General features: G+C 55.2%; 18 protein-coding genes. 13 read left to right on the plus strand and 5 right to left on the minus strand.

What is annotated here, in order from left to right; translation table 11 throughout:
- The first annotated feature begins 18 nt into the window (after positions 1 to 18).
- The 8 genes from mutL to RKA07_RS04400 all read left to right on the plus strand — a co-directional run bounded on the left by mutL (position 19) and on the right by RKA07_RS04400 (position 9577).
- Complete coding sequence (gene mutL / locus RKA07_RS04365; protein WP_310965666.1) at positions 19 to 1929, plus strand: DNA mismatch repair endonuclease MutL; 1911 nt, start codon at positions 19 to 21, stop codon at positions 1927 to 1929.
- A gap of 61 nt (positions 1930 to 1990) precedes the next feature.
- On the plus strand, positions 1991 to 2986 hold the full coding sequence (miaA, locus tag RKA07_RS04370; RefSeq protein WP_310966011.1) for a tRNA (adenosine(37)-N6)-dimethylallyltransferase MiaA: 996 nt from the start codon (positions 1991 to 1993) through the stop codon (positions 2984 to 2986).
- A gap of 36 nt (positions 2987 to 3022) precedes the next feature.
- Positions 3023 to 3274: an RNA chaperone Hfq gene (gene hfq, locus RKA07_RS04375; RefSeq protein WP_200202567.1), complete on the plus strand. Its 252-nt coding sequence runs from the start codon at positions 3023 to 3025 to the stop codon at positions 3272 to 3274.
- 116 nt (positions 3275 to 3390) lie between these two features.
- Positions 3391 to 4689: a ribosome rescue GTPase HflX gene (gene hflX, locus RKA07_RS04380; protein ID WP_310965667.1), complete on the plus strand. Its 1299-nt coding sequence runs from the start codon at positions 3391 to 3393 to the stop codon at positions 4687 to 4689.
- A gap of 81 nt (positions 4690 to 4770) precedes the next feature.
- Positions 4771 to 5955, plus strand: a complete 1185-nt coding sequence (gene hflK, locus RKA07_RS04385) for an FtsH protease activity modulator HflK (protein WP_200202565.1) — start codon at positions 4771 to 4773, stop codon at positions 5953 to 5955.
- A 2-nt stretch (positions 5956 to 5957) separates the two neighbouring features.
- Complete coding sequence (gene hflC, locus RKA07_RS04390; protein ID WP_200202564.1) at positions 5958 to 6833, plus strand: protease modulator HflC; 876 nt, start codon at positions 5958 to 5960, stop codon at positions 6831 to 6833.
- 179 nt (positions 6834 to 7012) lie between these two features.
- Complete coding sequence (locus RKA07_RS04395) at positions 7013 to 8194, plus strand: ATP phosphoribosyltransferase regulatory subunit (RefSeq protein ID WP_200202563.1); 1182 nt, start codon at positions 7013 to 7015, stop codon at positions 8192 to 8194.
- Between the two features lie 87 nt (positions 8195 to 8281).
- Positions 8282 to 9577 carry an adenylosuccinate synthase gene (locus tag RKA07_RS04400; RefSeq protein ID WP_200202562.1) on the plus strand — a complete coding sequence of 432 codons (1296 nt, stop codon included), beginning with the start codon at positions 8282 to 8284 and terminating at the stop codon, positions 9575 to 9577.
- Positions 9578 to 9634: 57 nt separating this feature from the next.
- Here RKA07_RS04400 and cmoB read toward each other — a convergent pair whose 3' ends face one another.
- From cmoB to RKA07_RS04420, 4 genes are read right to left on the minus strand one after another with little or no spacing between them, the layout of a single operon-like run.
- Positions 9635 to 10627 carry a tRNA 5-methoxyuridine(34)/uridine 5-oxyacetic acid(34) synthase CmoB gene (gene cmoB, locus RKA07_RS04405; protein ID WP_200202561.1) on the minus strand — a complete coding sequence of 331 codons (993 nt, stop codon included), beginning with the start codon at positions 10625 to 10627 and terminating at the stop codon, positions 9635 to 9637.
- A gap of 24 nt (positions 10628 to 10651) precedes the next feature.
- Entirely contained in the window at positions 10652 to 11407 is a 756-nt protein-coding gene (gene cmoA, locus RKA07_RS04410) for a carboxy-S-adenosyl-L-methionine synthase CmoA (RefSeq protein ID WP_200202560.1), read from the minus strand.
- Positions 11400 to 11735 (minus strand): PA3694 family proteiin, encoded by a 336-nt coding sequence (locus RKA07_RS04415; RefSeq protein WP_200202559.1) that lies wholly within the window; start codon positions 11733 to 11735, stop codon positions 11400 to 11402. The genes cmoA and RKA07_RS04415 overlap by 8 nt, the downstream gene beginning before the upstream one ends.
- Before the next feature lie 30 nt (positions 11736 to 11765).
- The gene (locus RKA07_RS04420) at positions 11766 to 12767 is read right to left on the minus strand and encodes a serine/threonine protein kinase (protein WP_200202558.1); all 1002 of its coding nucleotides are present in this window, start codon (positions 12765 to 12767) and stop codon (positions 11766 to 11768) included.
- Positions 12768 to 12941: 174 nt separating this feature from the next.
- Between RKA07_RS04420 and RKA07_RS04425 the strand changes: the two genes are divergently transcribed.
- On the plus strand, positions 12942 to 14051 hold the full coding sequence (locus RKA07_RS04425) for an NAD(P)/FAD-dependent oxidoreductase (protein ID WP_310965668.1): 1110 nt from the start codon (positions 12942 to 12944) through the stop codon (positions 14049 to 14051).
- 13 nt (positions 14052 to 14064) lie between these two features.
- On the opposite strand, the gene RKA07_RS04430 is transcribed toward RKA07_RS04425, so the two are convergent.
- A complete protein-coding gene (locus RKA07_RS04430) occupies positions 14065 to 14625 on the minus strand; it encodes a ComF family protein (RefSeq protein WP_227715271.1) in 561 nt (186 codons plus the stop codon).
- 224 nt (positions 14626 to 14849) lie between these two features.
- Between RKA07_RS04430 and bioB the strand changes: the two genes are divergently transcribed.
- The 4 genes from bioB to bioC all read left to right on the plus strand — a co-directional run bounded on the left by bioB (position 14850) and on the right by bioC (position 18869).
- Complete coding sequence (gene bioB, locus RKA07_RS04435) at positions 14850 to 15908, plus strand: biotin synthase BioB (RefSeq protein WP_200369073.1); 1059 nt, start codon at positions 14850 to 14852, stop codon at positions 15906 to 15908.
- Positions 15909 to 16114: 206 nt separating this feature from the next.
- Positions 16115 to 17290 (plus strand): 8-amino-7-oxononanoate synthase, encoded by a 1176-nt coding sequence (gene bioF, locus RKA07_RS04440; RefSeq protein WP_310965669.1) that lies wholly within the window; start codon positions 16115 to 16117, stop codon positions 17288 to 17290.
- Entirely contained in the window at positions 17287 to 18036 is a 750-nt protein-coding gene (locus RKA07_RS04445; RefSeq protein ID WP_310965670.1) for an alpha/beta fold hydrolase, read from the plus strand. Before bioF ends, RKA07_RS04445 begins: the two co-directional genes overlap by 4 nt.
- The gene (bioC, locus tag RKA07_RS04450) at positions 18033 to 18869 is read left to right on the plus strand and encodes a malonyl-ACP O-methyltransferase BioC (protein ID WP_310965671.1); all 837 of its coding nucleotides are present in this window, start codon (positions 18033 to 18035) and stop codon (positions 18867 to 18869) included. Before RKA07_RS04445 ends, bioC begins: the two co-directional genes overlap by 4 nt.
- The last annotated feature ends 10 nt before the right edge of the window (positions 18870 to 18879 follow it).

Raw genomic sequence — 18879 nt, forward strand, 5'->3', positions numbered from 1 at the left:
AAGAGGTTGTCCCGAAACATGCCCTCCATCCGATTACTCTCGCCGCGGCTGGCAAACCAGATTGCTGCCGGCGAGGTGGTTGAGCGCCCAGCATCTGTTGTCAAAGAACTGGTTGAAAACGCACTCGACGCTGGCGCAGACCGCGTTGAGGTTGAGGTCGAGCAGGGTGGTGTAAAACTGATCCGGGTCCGTGATGACGGATGTGGCATTGCTGAAAGCGACCTTCCTTTGGCATTGAGCCGCCATGCCACCAGTAAAATAGCCAGCCTTGATGATCTGGAATCTGTCGTATCTCTCGGGTTTCGTGGCGAAGCCCTGGCCAGTATCAGCTCCGTATCGCGGCTTGCACTGACCTCGCGCACGGTAGAGCATGAGGCAGCTTCCAGGGTGGAAGTTGAAGGGCGGGATATGGACGCCCGGATTTCACCAGCGGCCCATCCTGTTGGTACCACGGTTGAAGTACGGGATCTGTTTTTCAATACGCCGGCCCGGCGAAAATTCCTGCGTACAGAAAAAACAGAATTCAATCACGTGGAAGAGTGTGTGCGCCGCCAGGCTCTCAGCCGGTTTGATGCAGGTTTTACCCTGCGCCATAACCAGCGGGTTGTTCACAACCTTCGCCCAGCAGATTCTGTGCTCGACAAAGAGCGTCGCATTGCCGCCCTATGCGGGCAGAAGTTTATCGATAGTGCGGTAGTAATTGATGCCGAAGCCACTGGTTTACGCCTTTGGGGTTGGGTCGCTTTACCTACGTTTTCCCGCAGTCAGGCTGATTTGCAGTATTTCTTTGTAAATGGCCGTGTAATTCGTGATCGCCTCGTTGCCCATGCGGTGCGTCAGGCATACCGGGATGTGCTTTACAACAACCGCCATCCTGCGTTTGTTCTTTATCTTGAAGTCGACCCCGCTACTGTTGATGTAAACGTGCACCCGACCAAGCATGAAGTGCGCTTCCGAGATGGTCGCCTGGTGCACGATTTTATCTTTCGTACACTGCACAAAGCCTTGGCTGACGTGCGGCCCGATGACCATTTTCGGGGCGCAGTGGCGCAGTCATTTGGTCGTGAAACGGCTGGGCAAGGTGAGGCAGCCAGTGCTGGCTCAGGGTATGGATCGCAACAACCCTGGACTGGACAGCCTGCGGTTCCGTCAGTAGGCGAGCATGCGCCAGCGTCCGGGTTTGGAGGCCAGTCAGCGCCTCAACAGGAATGGCGAGCCAGTGACCAGATGGCCTTCTATAAGTCTCTTGGTGGCGGCGGTGTCAGTGGCCCGCAAGAGTCAGTGTCGTTTGGTGGCACGGCAGTTGCCCCCTTGGATCAGCCCGGCAGTCTGGACAGTAACGAAGAGCCGCCCCTGGGATATGCTATTGCCCAGTTGCACGGTATTTATATTCTGGCTCAGAGCAGTGCCGGAATGATTGTTGTGGATATGCATGCAGCCCATGAGCGCATTACCTACGAACGAATGAAGCGAGCGCTGGCTGAGCAGGATCTGAAGAGCCAGCCATTACTGGTGCCCTTATCTATTGCGGTGAGCCAGAAAGAAGCCGCCCTGGCCGAAACCCACGGCGATAATTTGCAGCAGTTGGGCTTGCAGATTGAGCGTATCGGGCCAGAAACACTGGCCATCAGGCAGGTGCCGGCGCTTCTGCGAGGCGCTGATACAGAACAACTTGTGAGAGATGTGCTGTCTGATCTGATCGAGCACGGTCAGAGTGACCGTGTTGAAGCAGTTACTCATGAGTTGCTTGGCACCATGGCCTGTCACGGTTCGGTGCGAGCCAATCGGCAGCTGACGGTTCCGGAAATGAACTCTCTGCTACGGGATATGGAAGCGACAGAGCGCAGTGGTCAGTGTAACCACGGGCGACCCACCTGGACGCTGGTTACGCTTGGGGAGTTGGACAAGCTGTTTCTGCGAGGGCGCTAGATTGTCTTTACTGGACTCATCCAATACGCCTGAGGTTTCAAAGCCGCCCGCTATCTTTCTGATGGGCCCGACAGCCTCGGGTAAGACCGACTTGGCTATGGCGCTTTGTGATCAGTTGCCTTGCGACATTATCAGTGTTGACTCCGCTATGATCTACAGGGGGATGGATATAGGTACAGCCAAGCCCTCAGCGGAGGAGTTGGCCCGTGCCCCTCATCGGTTGATAGATATCTGTGATCCGGCCGACACCTACTCTGCTGCTGATTTTCGCAGGGATGCGCTGGTTGAAATGGATCGAATTTCTCGCGCGGGTCGTATACCCCTGCTGGTAGGCGGTACCATGATGTATTTCAAGGCGTTATTGCATGGTATGTCAGGGCTGCCTTCTGCCAGTCCGCAACTTCGCAAAGCCCTTGAGGCTGAGGCAGAGCGGCTTGGATGGTCTGCGCTGCATGAAGAGCTGGAGGCCCGCGATCCGGTAGCCGCCAAACTGATTCATCCGAATAACCGGCAGCGCCTTTTGCGCGCCCTGGAAGTTATACGCCTGACTGGCAAGTCAATTTCAGCTTTTTGGGAGGCCGACACCAGCCAGCAGTCACAACAGGATGCAAGTCGGGAAGGCATTGAGGATTACACCTACTATACTCAATGGCAGGCAGACGAAACTTCATCGCTTCCGTATACTGTTACGCAGCTTGCCATGGCGCCCCCTGAGAGGGGTGTGCTTCACGACAGGATACAGAAGCGCTTCCTCAAGATGCTTGAGTTGGGGTTTCTGGATGAAGTTCGGGCCTTGATGGCCAGAGGTGATTTGCACCCGGAACTTCCTTCCATGCGCTGTGTCGGATACCGCCAGGCACTGAATTATCTGAGCGGTAGCGATGATTATGACGCATTTGTAAGCAAAGGCGTTGCGGCCACCCGGCAGTTGGCCAAACGGCAGCTTACATGGCTTCGAAAGTGGTCTGATTTGAATTGGCTGGACAGCGAAGACGGATTTATCGTTGAAGCAGCCTTGAAAACGGTGCGAGACCACACCACATTTAACACTCAATAATGACGATCTGCATTTACTAAAAACAGGAGAACACACATGTCAAAAGGGCACTCGTTACAAGACCCTTACCTCAATGCCTTACGCAAGGAACGCATTCCGGTTTCCATCTTTTTGGTTAACGGTATCAAACTGCAAGGGCAGGTAGAGTCTTTTGACCAATTTGTGATTTTGCTGAAAAATACTGTCAGCCAGATGGTCTACAAGCACGCGATTTCTACCGTTGTACCTGCCCGGAACGTTCGCCTTCCCCAGCAAAACCCAGCGGGAGAGGATGAAGCTGAAGACTGATTTGTCCGGGTTTCCGGTGTTGCCACCCGCGTTCCTGACGAGCCTATGGGTTCCGAGGGCCGCGGGTGTTTGTTTTTATAATTCTGATAAACCGATACTAGCGGAGTTGATGCCCATTGTTTGATCGCCCGGATGTAGGTGAGCGAGCGATACTCGTCCACATCGAATTTTCTTCTCATGACGGTAGTGAAGACCCCGAAGAATTCCGGGAGCTTGTGAGTTCTGCCGGAGTTGAAGCGGTTGGAATTGTAATCGGCACCCGTAAGCAGCCAAGCCCCAGGTTTTTTGTGGGAGAAGGCAAGCTTGAAGAAATTCGGGATGCAGTAACTCTGCATGAGGCCGACGTTGTGCTGTTCAACCACGCGCTCAGCCCCAGCCAGGAGCGAAATGTTGAGCGAGAACTCAAATGCCGGGTGCTGGATCGCACAGGTGTCATTCTTGATATTTTTGCCCAGCGCGCCCGTACCCACGAGGGTAAGCTGCAGGTAGAGTTGGCCCAGCTCGACCACATGTCAACGCGACTGATCCGAGGCTGGACGCACCTTGAGCGCCAGGGTGGCGGAATTGGTCTTCGGGGTCCGGGGGAAACCCAGCTCGAAACCGACCGCAGACTATTGCGTGAACGAATGAAGTCCATCCACAAACGACTCGAAAAGGTTCGCAAACAGCGTAACCAGGGTCGGCGCGCTCGCAAGCGTGCTGATATTCCAACGGTGTCGTTGGTTGGCTACACCAACGCCGGCAAATCTACCCTTTTTAACCGGATTACCACATCGACCGTTTACGCTGCGGATAAGTTGTTCGCAACCCTCGATCCCACTATACGGCGATTGGAACTTCCTGATATCGGGCCGGTCGTAATGGCGGATACTGTAGGCTTTATCCGGCATTTGCCCCATAAGCTGGTTGAAGCATTCCGTGCGACTCTGGAAGAAACTACCGAAGCCACTATTTTGCTGCATATTGTTGATAGCCACGACAGTCGCCGCGATGAAAATATTGAGCAGGTAGAAACGGTGCTGGCGGAAATTGGTGCCGATGAGATACCTGTTCTGCAGGTATTCAATAAAATCGACTTGCTGGACGATTTTGTGCCGAGGGTTGAGCGCAATGAGGACGGTGTGCCCGTGCGTGCATGGGTATCAGCGGTTACGGGTGAGGGCCTGGATGGTCTGTATGATGCCATTGTAGAGCGCCTGGCTGAAGATGTTGTTCACCATTTTGTTTTGCTCGGGCCTGCCGATGGCAAGCTCAGGGCACTCTTGCACGAAGCTGGATCGGTGCTGAGTGAAGATCACCGCGAAACCGGGGAGACAGTACTTGAAATCCGGCTGCAACACCGGGACTGGAAGCAGCTGCTGAGCCGCGCAGGAATGAGTGAAGAAACGGTGCGCCTGGATGAAGGGCGCGCCTGAAACCATTGCAGCTATTGCCGGGACGAAGATAAATCCCTAGTATTTGCAGCCATTCGATATCTTAGGAACTTGGAGAGCACTATGGCCTGGAATGAACCGGGTGGAAACCGCAACGATAAAGACCCCTGGGGAACTGGTGGTCGTCGCGGCAATGATCAGGGGCCACCAGACCTCGATGAGGCGCTGAAGAAGGGTCTCGACAAGCTGAATAAAATGCTGGGCGGCAAGGGCAAAAAGTCCGGTGGCGACAGCGGCAGCGGTGGTTCAGGCAACGGGGGCGGCTTTGGAGCCGTTCTTGCGCTGGCAGCCATTCTTGTTGTGGGTTATGTCGTGTTTCAGTCGTTCTATACGGTAAACGAACAGGAGCGCGCGGTGGTGTTGAGGTTTGGAGAATTCTCCAAAACCGAAAACCCTGGTCTGAGGTTCAAGGTGCCGTTGATTGATGATGTAACCAAGGTTCTGGTTACAAGCGTTAGAACCGCCCAGTCCAGTGGCCAGATGCTGACTCAGGATGAAAACCTGGTTACTGTTGATTTGCAGGTGCAGTATCGTGTCGGCGACGCCCGCGATTATGTATTGAACGTCCGTGATTCCAACCAGGCTTTGGCATTTGCGACAGACAGTGCGCTTCGCCACGAGGTGGGCAGTTCCTCTTTGGATGACGTGCTGACAGAAGGTCGTGCCGAATTGGCCGTACGTGTTGAGCAGCGGCTGCAGGGCTTTTTGCAGGAATATGGCACCGGTCTTGAGATAGTTCGGGTTAACGTTGAAAGTACACAGCCGCCTGCAGCAGTGCAGGACGCCTTCCGTGAAGTTCAGCGCGCCCGTGAAGATGAACAGCGTGTTAAGGAAGAAGCAGAAACATACCGCAACAAGGTTGTTCCTGAAGCCCGCGGTCAGGCTCAGCGTATGATTGAAGAGGCGAGTGCTTACAAGCAGGAAGTTATTGAGCGCGCTCGTGGTGAGACTGCACGTTTCCTCGAGTTGTTGGCTGTGTACCAGATGGCTCCAGAAGTTACTCGTGAGCGTATGTATCTGCAAACCCTGGAAACGGTGTTGTCCAATAGCAGCAAGATCCTTGTGGACACCGAAAGTAGCGGCAATATGATGTATTTACCGCTGGACCGCCTTACCCAAGGCGCGTCTTCAAGAAGTGGCAGCCAAACCTCTGGAAACGGCGGGCAGGCAGATATTCAGGCAGTCACTGACCAGGTGATTCAAGAACTGCGAACCAGGCAAGACACTAATACGCGGAGGAGCAGATAATCATGGGACCTAAAAGTGTAGTGGGTCTTGCAGGCGCTCTTATCGTTGTCCTGCTGGTACTGTCGAGTGTTTTTATCATTCCGGAAACTCACCGTGGGGTTATGCTGAGGTTTGGTGAGTTGGTTGAGACCGACATCAAAGCTGGCATTCACTTCAAGGTGCCGGTTATCGATCAGGTCCGGGAGTTTGATATCCGCGTGCTGACCATGGATCTGCCATCACGGCAGTATCTGACGGTTGAAAAGAAGCCGCTGGATGTTACCTCCTACATCGCCTGGAAAATCCGCGACGTGGATCAGTTCTACCGGGCCACCGGTGGGGATGAGTTCCGTGCTCAATCGCTGTTGTTGTCCCGGGTGGATAATGGCCTGCGAGATGAGTTTGGTGTTCGCACCATGCATGAGGTGGTTTCAGGTCAGCGTGACCAGCTAATGCATAACCTGCGTGACCGGGTTAACGAAACATCCGTTAAGGAATTCGGCATTGATGTGAAAGACATTCGTGTCAAGGCGATCGAGTTCCCGGGGCAGGTCAGTGAAAACGTTTATCGCCGGATGGCGACAGAGCGTGAGAAGCTGGCCCAGGAATTCCGTTCACGGGGACGTGAGTTGGCTGAAGGTATTCGCGCAGACGCAGACCGTCAGAAAACAGTTACTCTGGCAGAGGCATTTGCATCTGCTGAAGAAACCCGAGGTGAAGGAGATGGTGAGGCTGCACGAATCTACGCAGATGCATACGGCTCTAACCCCGAGTTCTACAGCTTCTATCGTAGTCTTCAGGCCTACCGGAATACCTTCTCCGGTAAAGACGACCTGATGGTTATTGATGCGAAAAGCGACTTCATGAGATTCCTGAAGGACTCAAAGGGCGGAAGCTAAGCCCCGCCTTCAGACCGAAAAACCGGAATGCCCAGGTATTCCGGTTTTTTTGTGTCTGCCAACAGTGTAAAATCCCTCAGGTTTTGGTTCGGGTTTTTCTGGCCTGAATGTCACCTTAAAAACCTGCGCGCTTATTCTGTATTAAATACAGGGGTGTGCGGGATGGACAACGGAATCTCATGACAGTATCTGATCGCTGGTTACTGCCGGACGGAGTGGAGGATATCTTGCCGCCACTGGCCGGACAGATAGAATCCCTGCGCCGGGATGTAATGGATACCTGCCAGCGTTGGGGCTACCAACTGGTAATCCCACCGCTTATTGAATACGTCGAATCCCTGCTTACCGGAACCGGACACGATCTGGAGCTGCAAACCTTCAAGCTGACTGATCAGCTGACAGGACGCATGATGGGTGTTCGGGCCGATATGACTCCCCAGGCGGCGCGCATCGACGCCCATACTCTGGGGCAGGAAGGGATCACACGCCTGTGTTATGCCGGGCATGTGCTGCATACCCGTCCCAAACATATGCTCGCCAGCCGCACGCCTATTCAAGCTGGCTGCGAGTTATTCGGTAGCGCCTCTGAATCTGCGGATCTGGAAGTCATCAGCCTGATGCTCGAAGCGCTTCGGGTTGCCGGATTGTCCCGAGTTCACCTGGATTTGGCTCATGTTGCGATCTACGAAAGCCTGATAGGTGAAGCCGAGTTCGATCGCACCACAAGTGCAGCGGTTTTCGACGCCATGGGCCGTAAGTCGGTACCGGAGTTAGACCGACTTCTGGGTGACTGCCCGGAGGGCTCTGCCGGCGCCCGCCTTCGGGAGCTTGCTCGTGTCAGTGGTGGTGCAGAAGCATTAACGGAAGCACACAGAATCCTCAGCGGTGCTTCTGATAACCTGAACGCTGCGCTGGAACAATTGGGGCGCGTAGCTGAGATGCTCCAGAGAGACTTTCCGGAAGTCAGCTTCGGGTTCGATTTCTGTGAGTTGCGTGGCTATAACTATCACACGGGTTTGGTGTTCGCAGCCTACGTGCCGGGTCACGGTGACTCTATTGGCAAGGGTGGCCGATACGATGCCATTGGCAGTGATTTTGGGCGCGCTCGTCCCGCCACTGGCTTCAGCCTTGATATAAGGGCTCTGGTGTCATTGGGTACGCGCCCGATCAATCACCGGAAAGCCGTATGGGCGCCTGCAGAAGAAGACTCAGAGTTGGAGCAGGCGATATCGGAACTGCGCAAAACAGATACCGTCATCCGGGCACTGCCGGAAGACACAAAGGCAGATCCCTCTACCCGGGGATGTGACCGGAAGCTGGTAAAACAGGGTGATCGTTGGGTCGTACAGGGGCTGGGTTGATCCCGGCAGGCTGCTACGAACACATGAAGGTACATTTGCCAAATTTGCAAGACGCACGCCTTATCGTGTGCGCATTGAGAGAGAATCATGGGTAAAAACGTTGTTGTGCTGGGCACCCAGTGGGGTGATGAAGGCAAGGGTAAGATCGTCGATTTGTTGACTGAAAAAGTTGCAGCGGTGGTTCGTTTTCAGGGAGGCCACAACGCCGGCCACACCCTGGTTATCGACGGCAAGAAAACGGCTTTACACCTGATTCCCTCCGGCATTCTCCGGCAGAACGTTCAGTGCCTGATTGGTAATGGTGTTGTGGTATCGCCGGAAGCCTTGCTGAAAGAAGTTCGGGGGCTGGAAGCATCTGGCGTAGATGTTCGTGACCGCCTTCGTATCAGCCTTGCTTGCCCGATTATTCTGCGCACCCACGTGCGCATTGATCAAGCCCGTGAGCGTGCCAAAGGTAATGACAAGATTGGCACCACTGGCCGGGGTATCGGGCCTGCGTACGAAGACAAGGTTTCTCGTCGTGGTGTTCGCCTGGGTGATCTGCACAACCCGGAAGACTTCGAAGAGAAGCTGCGGGAACTCATGACCTATCACAACTTTGTGCTGACAGAGTATTTCAAGGAAGAAGCCGAGGATATAGATGCGGCTCTGAAAGAGTTGCTGGAAATGGGCAAGGAAATCCTGCCTATGGCCGCTGACGTAACAGACTTGCTTCACGGCTATCGCAAGCGTGGTCAGGACATCATGTTCGAAGGCGCCCAGGGCTCCTTGCTGGACATAGATCTGGGCACCTATCCATTTGTGACATCCTCCAATACCACCGCAGGTGGCACGGCAACGGGTTCCGGTTTTGGCCCGCTGTATCTGGACTATGTTCTGGGTATTACCAAGGCCTACACCACGCGTGTTGGTGCAGGTCCCTTCCCCACGGAACTGTTTGACGAAACGGGTCAGCACCTGGCGGTTAAAGGCAATGAGGTCGGCACCACAACCGGCCGCTCCCGCCGTTGCGGATGGTTTGATGCAGTCGCTGTGCATCACGCAATCGAGATCAATAGCGTGTCGGGTATCTGCCTGACCAAGCTGGACGTTCTGGATGGTCTGGAAACCGTTAAAGTCTGTGTAGGCTATAAAACACCAGAAGGTGAAATGAGTCGCCCACCTATCGGGTGTGACAGTTACAAGGATATTGAGCCAGTCTACGTTGAGTTGCCAGGTTGGAGCGAAAGCACCTTCGGGCTAACCAAGCTGGAGCAGTTGCCGGAAAACGCCAGAGCGTACATCAAGTTCCTGGAGGAGCAGATTGATGCGCCGATCGATATCATTTCTACCGGCCCCGATCGGATTGAAACCATTACCCTGCGTCATCCGTTTGATGAGTAAGTGGTAAGAGATTGAGAAAAACCGCCCTGCCTTGATTGGTACGGCGGTTTTTTATTATCAGGGTTTCTCGGCAACAATGGTGGCTCGCTTGGGGCCGGGGTAGCCTTCAATGGTTTTCGTGGGGTCTTCCGGATCGAGAAAATCCTGAAGGGAATTGAAACGCATCCAGTCTGTGCTTCTTTGTTCATCCGTGGTGGTTTCAGATACGTCCACAACCCGGGCGTTGCGAAAGCCGGCCCGGTCCAGCCACCTGAGCAGGGTGTCGCAGCTGGGCAAAAACCACACGTTGCGCATCTGCCCATAGCGGTCTTCCGGCATCAGGCTATAGCCTTCTGGCCCATCCACAACCAGGGTTTCCAGTACCAGTTCACCACCCTGGCGCAGCGTGCCTTTGAGCTCCAGAAGATGGTCGAGAGGCGATCGACGGTGGTAGAGAACACCCATGGAGAAGGTGGTGTCGAAGCTTTCAAGCCCTTCTGGTAGATCTTCCATGCGTATGGGAAGCAGATCTATAGGCGCTTCGCCCACATAGCGCTTCACGCTGAGGAACTGGAACATGAACAGAAGGCCGGGATCGATACCGATTACCCGCTTTGCACCTTCACCCAGCATGCGCCAGCAGTGATAGCCTGAGCCGCAGCCAACATCGAGAATGCGCCGCCCGGAAAGGTCTGAAATATAGGGTGAAACCCTGTCCCACTTCCAGTCAGAGCGCCATTCGGTGTCGATATGAGTGCCGAAGAAGTCGAACGGCCCTTTGCGCCAGGGCATAAGGCCCCGCAGCCCGTTTTCCAGTGCCTGCTGCTGGCCTGAATCCAGGCTCGCCGGGGACGCGATCTTTATCGCAGAAGCGTTGAGCTCCGAGGTTGTGCCGGGAACATCAGGAAGGCTGTTCATCGCTGACTGCCAGCGTCCCAGATCACCGTGGGGGGAATCGTCAAAACGTTGTGCCAGCTGAGATTTGATGATCTCTGCCCAGTTGCCTTCACCTGTGTTTTCGAGCTCTGAAAGTAGCGGCCCGAAATAGCTGCGCCAGTCAAAATGCGCCATGATCTGTCTGCCCTGCGAGTTTGTTCAGTCGGCCTTGATGGCCAGCATGGATACGAAGTTAAAGCACTGGTACCAAACCAGCACGCGATCAAAACCGGACTCCTTCAGGCGCTGCGTGTGGGCGCTCAGTGTTTCCGGGATCAAAACCTGTTCAATAGCGCTGCGCTTTTGACTGATTTCCAGGTCGGAGTAGCCGTTGGCGCGCTTGAACTCGTGGTGCAGGCGGGTTTGCGTGTCTTGTTCGTCTTCTGATTCAAAGCGGATTTTTTCCGAGAGAATCAGTACGCCGCCGGGCCTCGTGGCCTTTGCGATGCGGCTTAGCAGGGCGCTGCGCTCTTCGGGGGGGACGAATTGCAGCGTGAAGTTCAGCGTTGTGACAGAGGCATCTGACAGCTCGGTGTCCTGAATGTTTTCGCAGCGCAGGCTAACAGGCAGTGAGTGATCGTCGAGCGCGATGTAGTGCTCGCAGCGCTCGATCATGGCCGCGGAATTATCAATACCCACCAGAGTGCAGTCGCCAAAAGGGATGCCGTGGCGCATGGCCAGTGTTGAGGCGCCAAGGGAGCAGCCCAGGTCATAACAGTTGGAGCCTGCTTGAGCGTACTGCTCGGTAATGACTTCGATCATGGGGATAATGGTGGTGTAGCCAGGTACAGAGCGCCGAATCATATCCGGGAAAACACGGGCTACCGCCGCATCGAAACGAAAATCCTCCGGCTGCCGTTCTGTTGCGAACAGGCGGTCCGTGAGGGTTTCTGTTGGTCGGTCAGACTTACTCATTGCCCGCCTCCAGGGCTGGGCGGGAGCAGCGCACGCCGCGTTTCTTGTAATCCACAAGGATGCCCCGGAAAGCAGGATCAGTGTCGGCCGCGATAGCCATGTAGCCATTCTCGCAAACTGCGTGGAGTTCCGAGGATTTCGGAGACATGCGGAAAGTTTCGCCTGGTTTGATATGAATCGCCTGGAATTCCCCCAGCGGCACATGATCCTTGTTGTCGGAATGGGTAATTTTTCCGGTCAGTTCCAGTACCAATACGGTGCCGACAATGGCGATCAGGGCGGTCACGAAAAGACTGCGGATACTGTAGTTGGCCTCGTTCTGGCTCATGCCTACCTCATTTTTAATGTGAGTGAGCGGTCAATATTGACCGGGGAGTGTAATGGAGGGCGCCTGCAGTGCTCCCAACTGTTCTCTCAAGGACAAGATCTGATCTGACCAGAACCTGGGCTGGCCAAACCAGGGGAAAAAGCGTGGAAATGCAGGGTCATCCCAGCGTTTCGCAAGCCAGGCGCAGTGGCTGATCTGGCGATAGCACCGCAAAGGCTCAACAAGGTGTCGTTCCCGCCGATTGAAATCGCGGAAGGTTTCATAGCCTTCCAGTAATTCGCCCAACTGGGCGCCGCGCTCGTGATCGTCGCCGTTCAGGAGCAGCCACATATCCTGCATGGCGGGCCCGGAGCGACAGTCGTCCAGATCCACAAACAGCATCTGCTCGTCCCTGCACAATATGTTTCCGGCGTGGCAATCGCCGTGGAGGCGAACACTTTCAACCTCACCGGCATCTTCAATACGGGCGCGGCAGTATGTCAACAGGTCTGGAATCAGGCTGTCCCATGCGGGCCTGAGGTCTTTCGGGATCCAGTCTCCTTCCAGCAAAAGTTGGTTGCTTGTCTCAATGCCTTCCATGGGCGATAAGGCCACACGATGGCGAAAGGGCTTGAGGGCACCAATGTTGTGGATCTGTCCCAGCCACTGACCCAACCTGTAGAGAGTGTCAGTAACGCTGGTGTCTGGTGCTTGCCCTCCCCGCTGGTTAAATGCGGCGAACATGAAGTCACCATGTTTGCCGAGAGTGTCACCGGAAGGCATCACCAGTGGCGCCACAACGGGAATATCGGCGGCCAGCAGCTCACGGGTGTACTCATGTTCTTCCCGCACTTGCTCTTCTGTCCAGCGTCCGGGGCGATAGAACTTGGCGATTACCGGGGCGCCTTCGTCCAACCCCACCTGGTACACCCGGTTTTCATAGCTGTTCAGGGCAAACAGTCGACCACTTACCGCAAAACCGGCATCTTCCATTGCATCCAGAATCGCATCCGGGGTCAGGGCTTCGTATGGATGGGCTGAAACGTTCATCATAAGGCGAGGCCAGGCTGGTAAATGTTGGGCCCAAGTATACCTGCTTGGACGCGCTCCCGTAATGCGAGTGCGGGATGTTCCTATGGGTTCCGGCATGCCGGGGATTGGGTTAACGTAAACGGTCTTGGTTCCCATTTTCGGGAAAGGTTAGTTTACAGGCAGCGGGGGCGGTCGGTGGAAAACGGTGTTCTGGAAGTGGATACCCTGGTAATCGGGGCTGGAGTGGTTGGCCTCGCCGTGGCCAGGGCGCTGGCGCAAGCCGGGTGCGAGGTGATTGTGCTGGAGGCAGGGGATCATTTCGGCGAGGGCATATCTTCCCGTAATAGCGAGGTGATTCATGCGGGAATCTACTATCCGGAAAGCTCCCTTAAAGCTCGGCTGTGTGTTGAAGGACGAAAGCAACTCTACGAATACTGCGAGAGTCATAAAGTCGGGTATCGAAAGTGCGGAAAGTGGATTATTTCTACCAGCGAGGCACAAAATAAAGGTCTTGAAGGTATTCAGACCCAAGGCATCGCCAACGGTGCTCCTTTGGAGTTGTGGGATGGTCCAACCCTTGCCCGACAGTTGCCATATGTTCGCAGCAGTGCCGGGCTATGGTCGCCGGAAACCGGCATAGTGGATACTCATGGCCTGATGCTAGCGCTCTTGGGCGAATTGGAGGATGCGGGTGGTTCGCTGGTGCTGCGTTCCCCGGTTGAGCGCATAGAGTCAGAGGGAGGTGCGCATGTTTTATGGGTCGGGGGGGCTGAGCCATTAAGGGTGAAGGCGCGAACCCTTGTTAATGCTGCAGGCTTGGGTGCGGTGCCGCTCACCGGGAGTTGGAAGGGGCTTCCCGATTCCCGGAAACCGGTGCAATGGTTCGCCCGGGGAGTCTATTTCAGTTACGGCGGTCGTCATCCTTTCAGCAACCTGATTTATCCGGTTCCCGAGCCGGGTGGGCTGGGTGTTCATCTCACCCTCGATCTTGCCGGCCAGGCACGCTTTGGACCGGATGTAGAATGGATAGAAAGGGAGGATTACGGTGTTGATCCTGAGCGGGTGCATTCCTTTGTGGCGGGCATACGGCAGTGGTGGCCTGGTATCGAGCCTGAGCGACTTCAGCCTGCGTATGCGGGCATACGACCCAAGTTGAAAAACGCAGAGGGCGGTTTTTTTGATTTCAGGATTGATGGCCCCCAGGAGCACGGCATCCCGGGGCTGGTAAACCTGTTTGGTATTGAGTCGCCGGGGCTGACATCCTGTTTGGCCATTGCAGGTCTGGTGAAGGACAAATTGGCGTAACAGCCAGGAGGTTCTATCCCGGCGTTCTGGCCAGGGCCCAAACCTGAATCTCTGTTGCGCCCGCATCCCGTAGCGCAGACGCGAGCACCCTTGCAGTTGCTCCTGTAGTGACCACGTCATCCACGATGGCGATCCGTTCTGGTACCTTCGCACAGACTTCAAATACGCTATGCAGGTTTTTCAGCCTGGCCTCTCTGCTCAGTCCACGCTGAGCCTGCACTTTTCGAACCCGGCGGACGATCCCTGCACTAACCGGTATATCGAGGGCGGCCCCCAGTTGTTCAGCTATATCCCGGGCCTGATTGAATCCGCGCTCACGGCGGCGCGAAGGAAGCATAGGTGAGGGGATTAGCAAGTGCGGCTTTATATGGTTCTGATCCCGAAATACAGACTCAACATAGCTCGTAAAGCCCGCAATCAGAGGTCGGGCAAATTTATGCTGCCGGTTGTATTTGTATCGGCTGATCATGCCATCAACCGGATACTGGTAGCGCCAGGGTATGTATGAGTGAGCAAAGGCAGGTGGTGATATCAGGCAGTCGCTGCAAACCAGTTCGTTCCCCGCGTGCGACATTGGTAGGGCGCAGTAACGACAATGCCACTGGTTAACCGGAAGATCGGCTTGGCAAAAAACGCATAAACCATTGTAGGCATTAGAAGAAAGGCAACCAACACAGCGGCCTTTGGTTTTGTCGCTGTTAACCTTCGCCAAGTTTAAGGTTGACAGCCAGCTCAGTCCCTTTATCATCTGATTCATCCGTAAACCCAGAGACCGAAAAAGGTTAACAGGACTTCTGCATGACTGCCACCGCATTACGCCACGATTGGACGCTTCAGGAAGCACGCTCACTTTTCGAGCTTCCATTTAACGATTTGTTGTTCCGCGCCCAGACGGTGCATCGACAGAATTTTGATCCCAATGAAGTGCAGGTAAGCACCCTTTTGTCTATCAAGACAGGCGCTTGCCCTGAAGACTGTAAATACTGCCCTCAGAGCGGTCATTACAATACTGGGCTGGAAAAAGAAAAGCTGCTGGAGCTGGAAAAGGTTGTAGCAGAAGCCCGCGCCGCGCGAGACAAAGGCGCATCACGCTTTTGCATGGGCGCTGCATGGCGTAGCCCGACGGTTAAGGATATGCCGTATGTTCTGGATATGGTTCGTGAGGTGAAATCTCTGGGCCTGGAAACCTGCATGACGCTGGGCATGTTGAAGCCTGAGCAGGCGGCAGAGCTGGCGGAAGCCGGTCTGGATTATTACAACCATAATCTGGATACCTCCGAGAAGTACTACAGCCATATTATTACTACCCGCACCTATCAGGACCGCCTGGATACGCTGGAAAACGTGCGTAACGCCGGTATGAAAGTATGCTGTGGCGGCATTATGGGTATGGGTGAAGATGAGGATGATCGGGTTGGCATGCTGGTTCAACTGGCGAACCTTCCGCAGCACCCTGAAAGTGTGCCAGTGAATATGCTGGTGAAGGTGAAGGGAACCCCCATGGAGAATGTGGAGGATCTGGATCCGTTTGAGTTTATTCGTGTTCTTGCGGTGGCTCGTATCATGATGCCGGCCTCCCATGTGCGTTTGTCTGCGGGCCGGGAGACGATGAATGAGCAGATGCAGGCGTTGTGTTTTCTGGCTGGGGCGAATTCGATTTTCTATGGCGAGAAGTTGTTGACGACTTCGAATCCGGAGGCGGATGCAGATATGGCGTTGTTCCGGCGCTTGGGTATTCGGCCGGAGAAGCGGGAGCAGTGTGCTTCTGAGGCGAAGGATGAAGAGGCGATTGTCGACGCTTTGGAGTATGAGGCTAATCGGCACTTGTTTTATGACGCTACTCGGGAAATTGCTTAAACAAACACCGAGTAGGCGGCGGGTGGGGGCTTCTTCTCGGGATACGCTACGAGCACATCCATGTGCGCTTGTTTCGGGCCGTCCTTGGCCCTCTACAATCCCGAGAAGAAGCCCCCACCCGCCGCTCATAGTTCTCAGTTGCCTGCCGCTCAATCATTTCCAGGCCAATAAATATATACGTTGGTCATTTTTCTGGATGCTTATTCGTGCGTGATTTCACAGCTGAACTGGAACAACGAAAACAGGCTGGGCTATATAGAACGCGCCGGCATATTTCCGGGCCTCAGCAGCCGGTTTTAACTGCTGATGGTCAGTGGTTACTTTCGTTTTGCAGCAACGATTACCTTGGCTTGGCCAATCACTCTTCCAATATTGAAGCCCTCAGGGATGCCTTACCCAAAACAGGGCTGGGCGGTGCGGCTTCGCATCTGGTTTGTGGGCACCATGAGGCGCATCACCTGTTGGAAGAGCGCCTGGCGGCGTTTACCGGCCGAAGTTCTGCGTTGTTTTTCTCTACCGGTTATATGGCCAATCTGGGCGTGATTTCTGCGCTGGTGGGGCGTGGGGATACGGTGTTTTCGGATCGCCTGAATCATGCCTCCATTATTGACGGCTGTATTCTTAGTCGGGCGAAGGTGCGCCGCTATGGCCACGGGGATGTGGGGTCGCTTGCGGCCATGCTGGCTGAGACGTCGGGCCACAAGCTGGTGGTAACAGACGGTGTGTTCAGTATGGATGGCGATGTGGCGCCGCTGCGGGAACTGGCGGCGGTGTGTCGCGAGCACGGTGCGTTGCTGGTGGTGGATGATGCTCACGGTTTTGGTGTGCTTGGACCGCGCGGGCAGGGGAGTGTGGCGGAGCTTGGTTTGTCTGAGGAGGATGTGCCGGTTCTTATAGGTACCTTGGGCAAGGCCGCGGGCACCAGTGGGGCGTTTGTGGCGGGGCCTGAGGTGTTGATGGATTATTTGGTGCAGAAGGCTCGTACTTATATCTACACCACGGCCATGCCTCCGGCATTAGCTTTTGCCACTTTAAACAGTATTGATTTGATAGAGCGGGGCAGTGAACGGCGAAGCCATCTGCAGAGTCTGATCGATCGCTTTCGGCAGGACGCCATTGCTCTGGGTTACTCGCTTATGCCCTCACGCACGCCTATTCAGCCCATTATGGTGGGTGATAACTGGGCTGCTCTGGCGCTGAGTCAGGCCCTTGAAGAGCGGGGGTTGCTGGTGACGGCCATTCGTCCGCCAACGGTGCCAGCCGGTGAGGCGCGGTTGCGGGTTACTTTTAGCGCGGCTCATTCCCATGAGGATCTGGATATCCTGATGCAGGGGCTGGCGGATTGTCGGCACTTGCTGGTTGGCGAGGGTGTTGCGGTATGAGTTTTCCGCGAGAGGGCGGGCGCCTTGTTGTCGTTGGAGGCTGGGGTGTGCGCGCAGAGATGTTGGAGGCTGTATACCGGTCCTGGCCGGGCACGGTTGAGGTGGTGTCTCTGAATAACGACCTCATAGCACGCTGCGGTTCGGTGGCGGATGTGGCCAACGAGCTTCTGGCTCGTTATCCCGAGCCCTCCGTCTGGATGGGGTGGTCTCTCGGTGCGCAGGTTGTTATGGCTGCCGCGAGCCGGAATGCTGGGGCGGTGTCTGCAGCGATTACGCTGGCGGGTTTTCCGAAGTTCATCGCAGATGAGCGCTGGCTTAATGGCATGTCTGAGGAAGAGTTTGGAGTGTTCAGTCGAGGGTTGAGCCGCGAACCTGAGCGCTACTGGATGCACTTTCTGATGCTTATGATAAGTGGCTCAGCTGGCGCTCCTGCTGAGCGTCAACGCCTCAAACCCTGGCTTGGTCAGGGTGCGCCGGTATCACCCTCTAATTTGATTAAGAGTCTTAAGTGGCTGGAGCGAAGTGATCAACGCCTGTTGTGGTCCCGTGTAAATGTTCCCGTTCTTCATATAACCGGGCCATGTGACCAGGTAGTGGCGACCTGGGTTGGCGCTTTGGAAACTCAGCCATCGTCCATCGAGATCAGCATTCCCGGTATGGCTCATTGGCCAGGCGGTGTGTTTGCAGACGAGTGTATAGCGGTAATTGAGCAGTTTCTTGGGTCTTCCACTGGTATGGCGTCATGAGTTCTCTTGCGGTGAATGCTTCGTGCCCGGCAAGTAAGGGTGATATAGCCCGGGAGTTCGGTAAGGCCCGGGCCACCTATGAGAGCGCGTCTCGGTTGCAACGGCTTATGGGCAACGTGATGCTCGAGAGGCTGGAAGGCCAAGCTGATCCAAATTGCATTCGCGTTCTGGACCTTGGCTGTGGCACCGGCTGGTTTACCCGCAAGTTGGCCAATCTCACGCCCCCAGGGAGCGTGACAGGCATGGATCTTTCGCCCGGCATGATCGAGCACTCGATTGCACACAGCCCAGCTGAAGTTACATGGCTGGTAGCAGATGCTGAGGCTATTCCGTTGCCCGACCAAAGTTGTGATCTGATCTTCAGTAATCTCATGATCCAGTGGTGTGCAACACCAGCCAAGGTTCTTCAAGAGTGTCGGCGGGTGCTCAGGCCTGGAGGTAAATTGATGATCTCAACCCTCCTGGAAGGAACCTTGAAGGAATTGGATCAAGCCTGGCAGAAAGCGGACCCCGGTCAGAGTCATATCAACCGGTTTGAAACGGCTGCGGCGTTCAAACGCTCAGTGTTCGATGAGTTGCCTGGGGCGCATGTTGAAGCGCGGACTTTGCTTCTACCCTATGCCTCGCCCCTCACGCTCGCAGCGGAGCTGAAGCAATTGGGTGCGGGCTACAAGCATGCCGGCAGACGCCAAACAGCAACAGCACCCGGCCGCTTTCGTGCCATGTGCCAGCATTACCCCACAGCCCCGGAGGGCGGAGTTGTGGCAAGCTATGAGGCAGCCTGGGTTTACTGGTCATGCCCTGATTCCAATAGCAAAACACTGATTGATTAAAGGGTAGGTT

This window comes from Marinobacter xiaoshiensis (genome assembly GCF_031631795.1).
Taxonomy (GTDB): domain Bacteria; phylum Pseudomonadota; class Gammaproteobacteria; order Pseudomonadales; family Oleiphilaceae; genus Marinobacter; species Marinobacter xiaoshiensis.

What these genes read in the sequence shown, in the direction of transcription:
- mutL (WP_310965666.1), top strand. Translation starts at nt 19, where the DNA reads ATGCCCTCCATCCGATTACTCTCGCCGCGGCTGGCAAACCAGATTGCT.
- miaA (WP_310966011.1), top strand. Translation starts at nt 1,991, where the DNA reads ATGGGCCCGACAGCCTCGGGTAAGACCGACTTGGCTATGGCGCTTTGT.
- hfq (WP_200202567.1), top strand. Translation starts at nt 3,023, where the DNA reads ATGTCAAAAGGGCACTCGTTACAAGACCCTTACCTCAATGCCTTACGC.
- hflK (WP_200202565.1), top strand. Translation starts at nt 4,771, where the DNA reads ATGGCCTGGAATGAACCGGGTGGAAACCGCAACGATAAAGACCCCTGG.
- hflC (WP_200202564.1), top strand. Translation starts at nt 5,958, where the DNA reads ATGGGACCTAAAAGTGTAGTGGGTCTTGCAGGCGCTCTTATCGTTGTC.
- RKA07_RS04395 (WP_200202563.1), top strand. Translation starts at nt 7,013, where the DNA reads ATGACAGTATCTGATCGCTGGTTACTGCCGGACGGAGTGGAGGATATC.
- RKA07_RS04400 (WP_200202562.1), top strand. Translation starts at nt 8,282, where the DNA reads ATGGGTAAAAACGTTGTTGTGCTGGGCACCCAGTGGGGTGATGAAGGC.
- cmoB (WP_200202561.1), bottom strand. Translation starts at nt 10,627, where the DNA reads ATGGCGCATTTTGACTGGCGCAGCTATTTCGGGCCGCTACTTTCAGAG.
- cmoA (WP_200202560.1), bottom strand. Translation starts at nt 11,407, where the DNA reads ATGAGTAAGTCTGACCGACCAACAGAAACCCTCACGGACCGCCTGTTC.
- RKA07_RS04415 (WP_200202559.1), bottom strand. Translation starts at nt 11,735, where the DNA reads ATGAGCCAGAACGAGGCCAACTACAGTATCCGCAGTCTTTTCGTGACC.
- RKA07_RS04420 (WP_200202558.1), bottom strand. Translation starts at nt 12,767, where the DNA reads ATGATGAACGTTTCAGCCCATCCATACGAAGCCCTGACCCCGGATGCG.
- RKA07_RS04430 (WP_227715271.1), bottom strand. Translation starts at nt 14,625, where the DNA reads ATGTCGCACGCGGGGAACGAACTGGTTTGCAGCGACTGCCTGATATCA.
- bioB (WP_200369073.1), top strand. Translation starts at nt 14,850, where the DNA reads ATGACTGCCACCGCATTACGCCACGATTGGACGCTTCAGGAAGCACGC.
- RKA07_RS04445 (WP_310965670.1), top strand. Translation starts at nt 17,287, where the DNA reads ATGAGTTTTCCGCGAGAGGGCGGGCGCCTTGTTGTCGTTGGAGGCTGG.
- bioC (WP_310965671.1), top strand. Translation starts at nt 18,033, where the DNA reads ATGAGTTCTCTTGCGGTGAATGCTTCGTGCCCGGCAAGTAAGGGTGAT.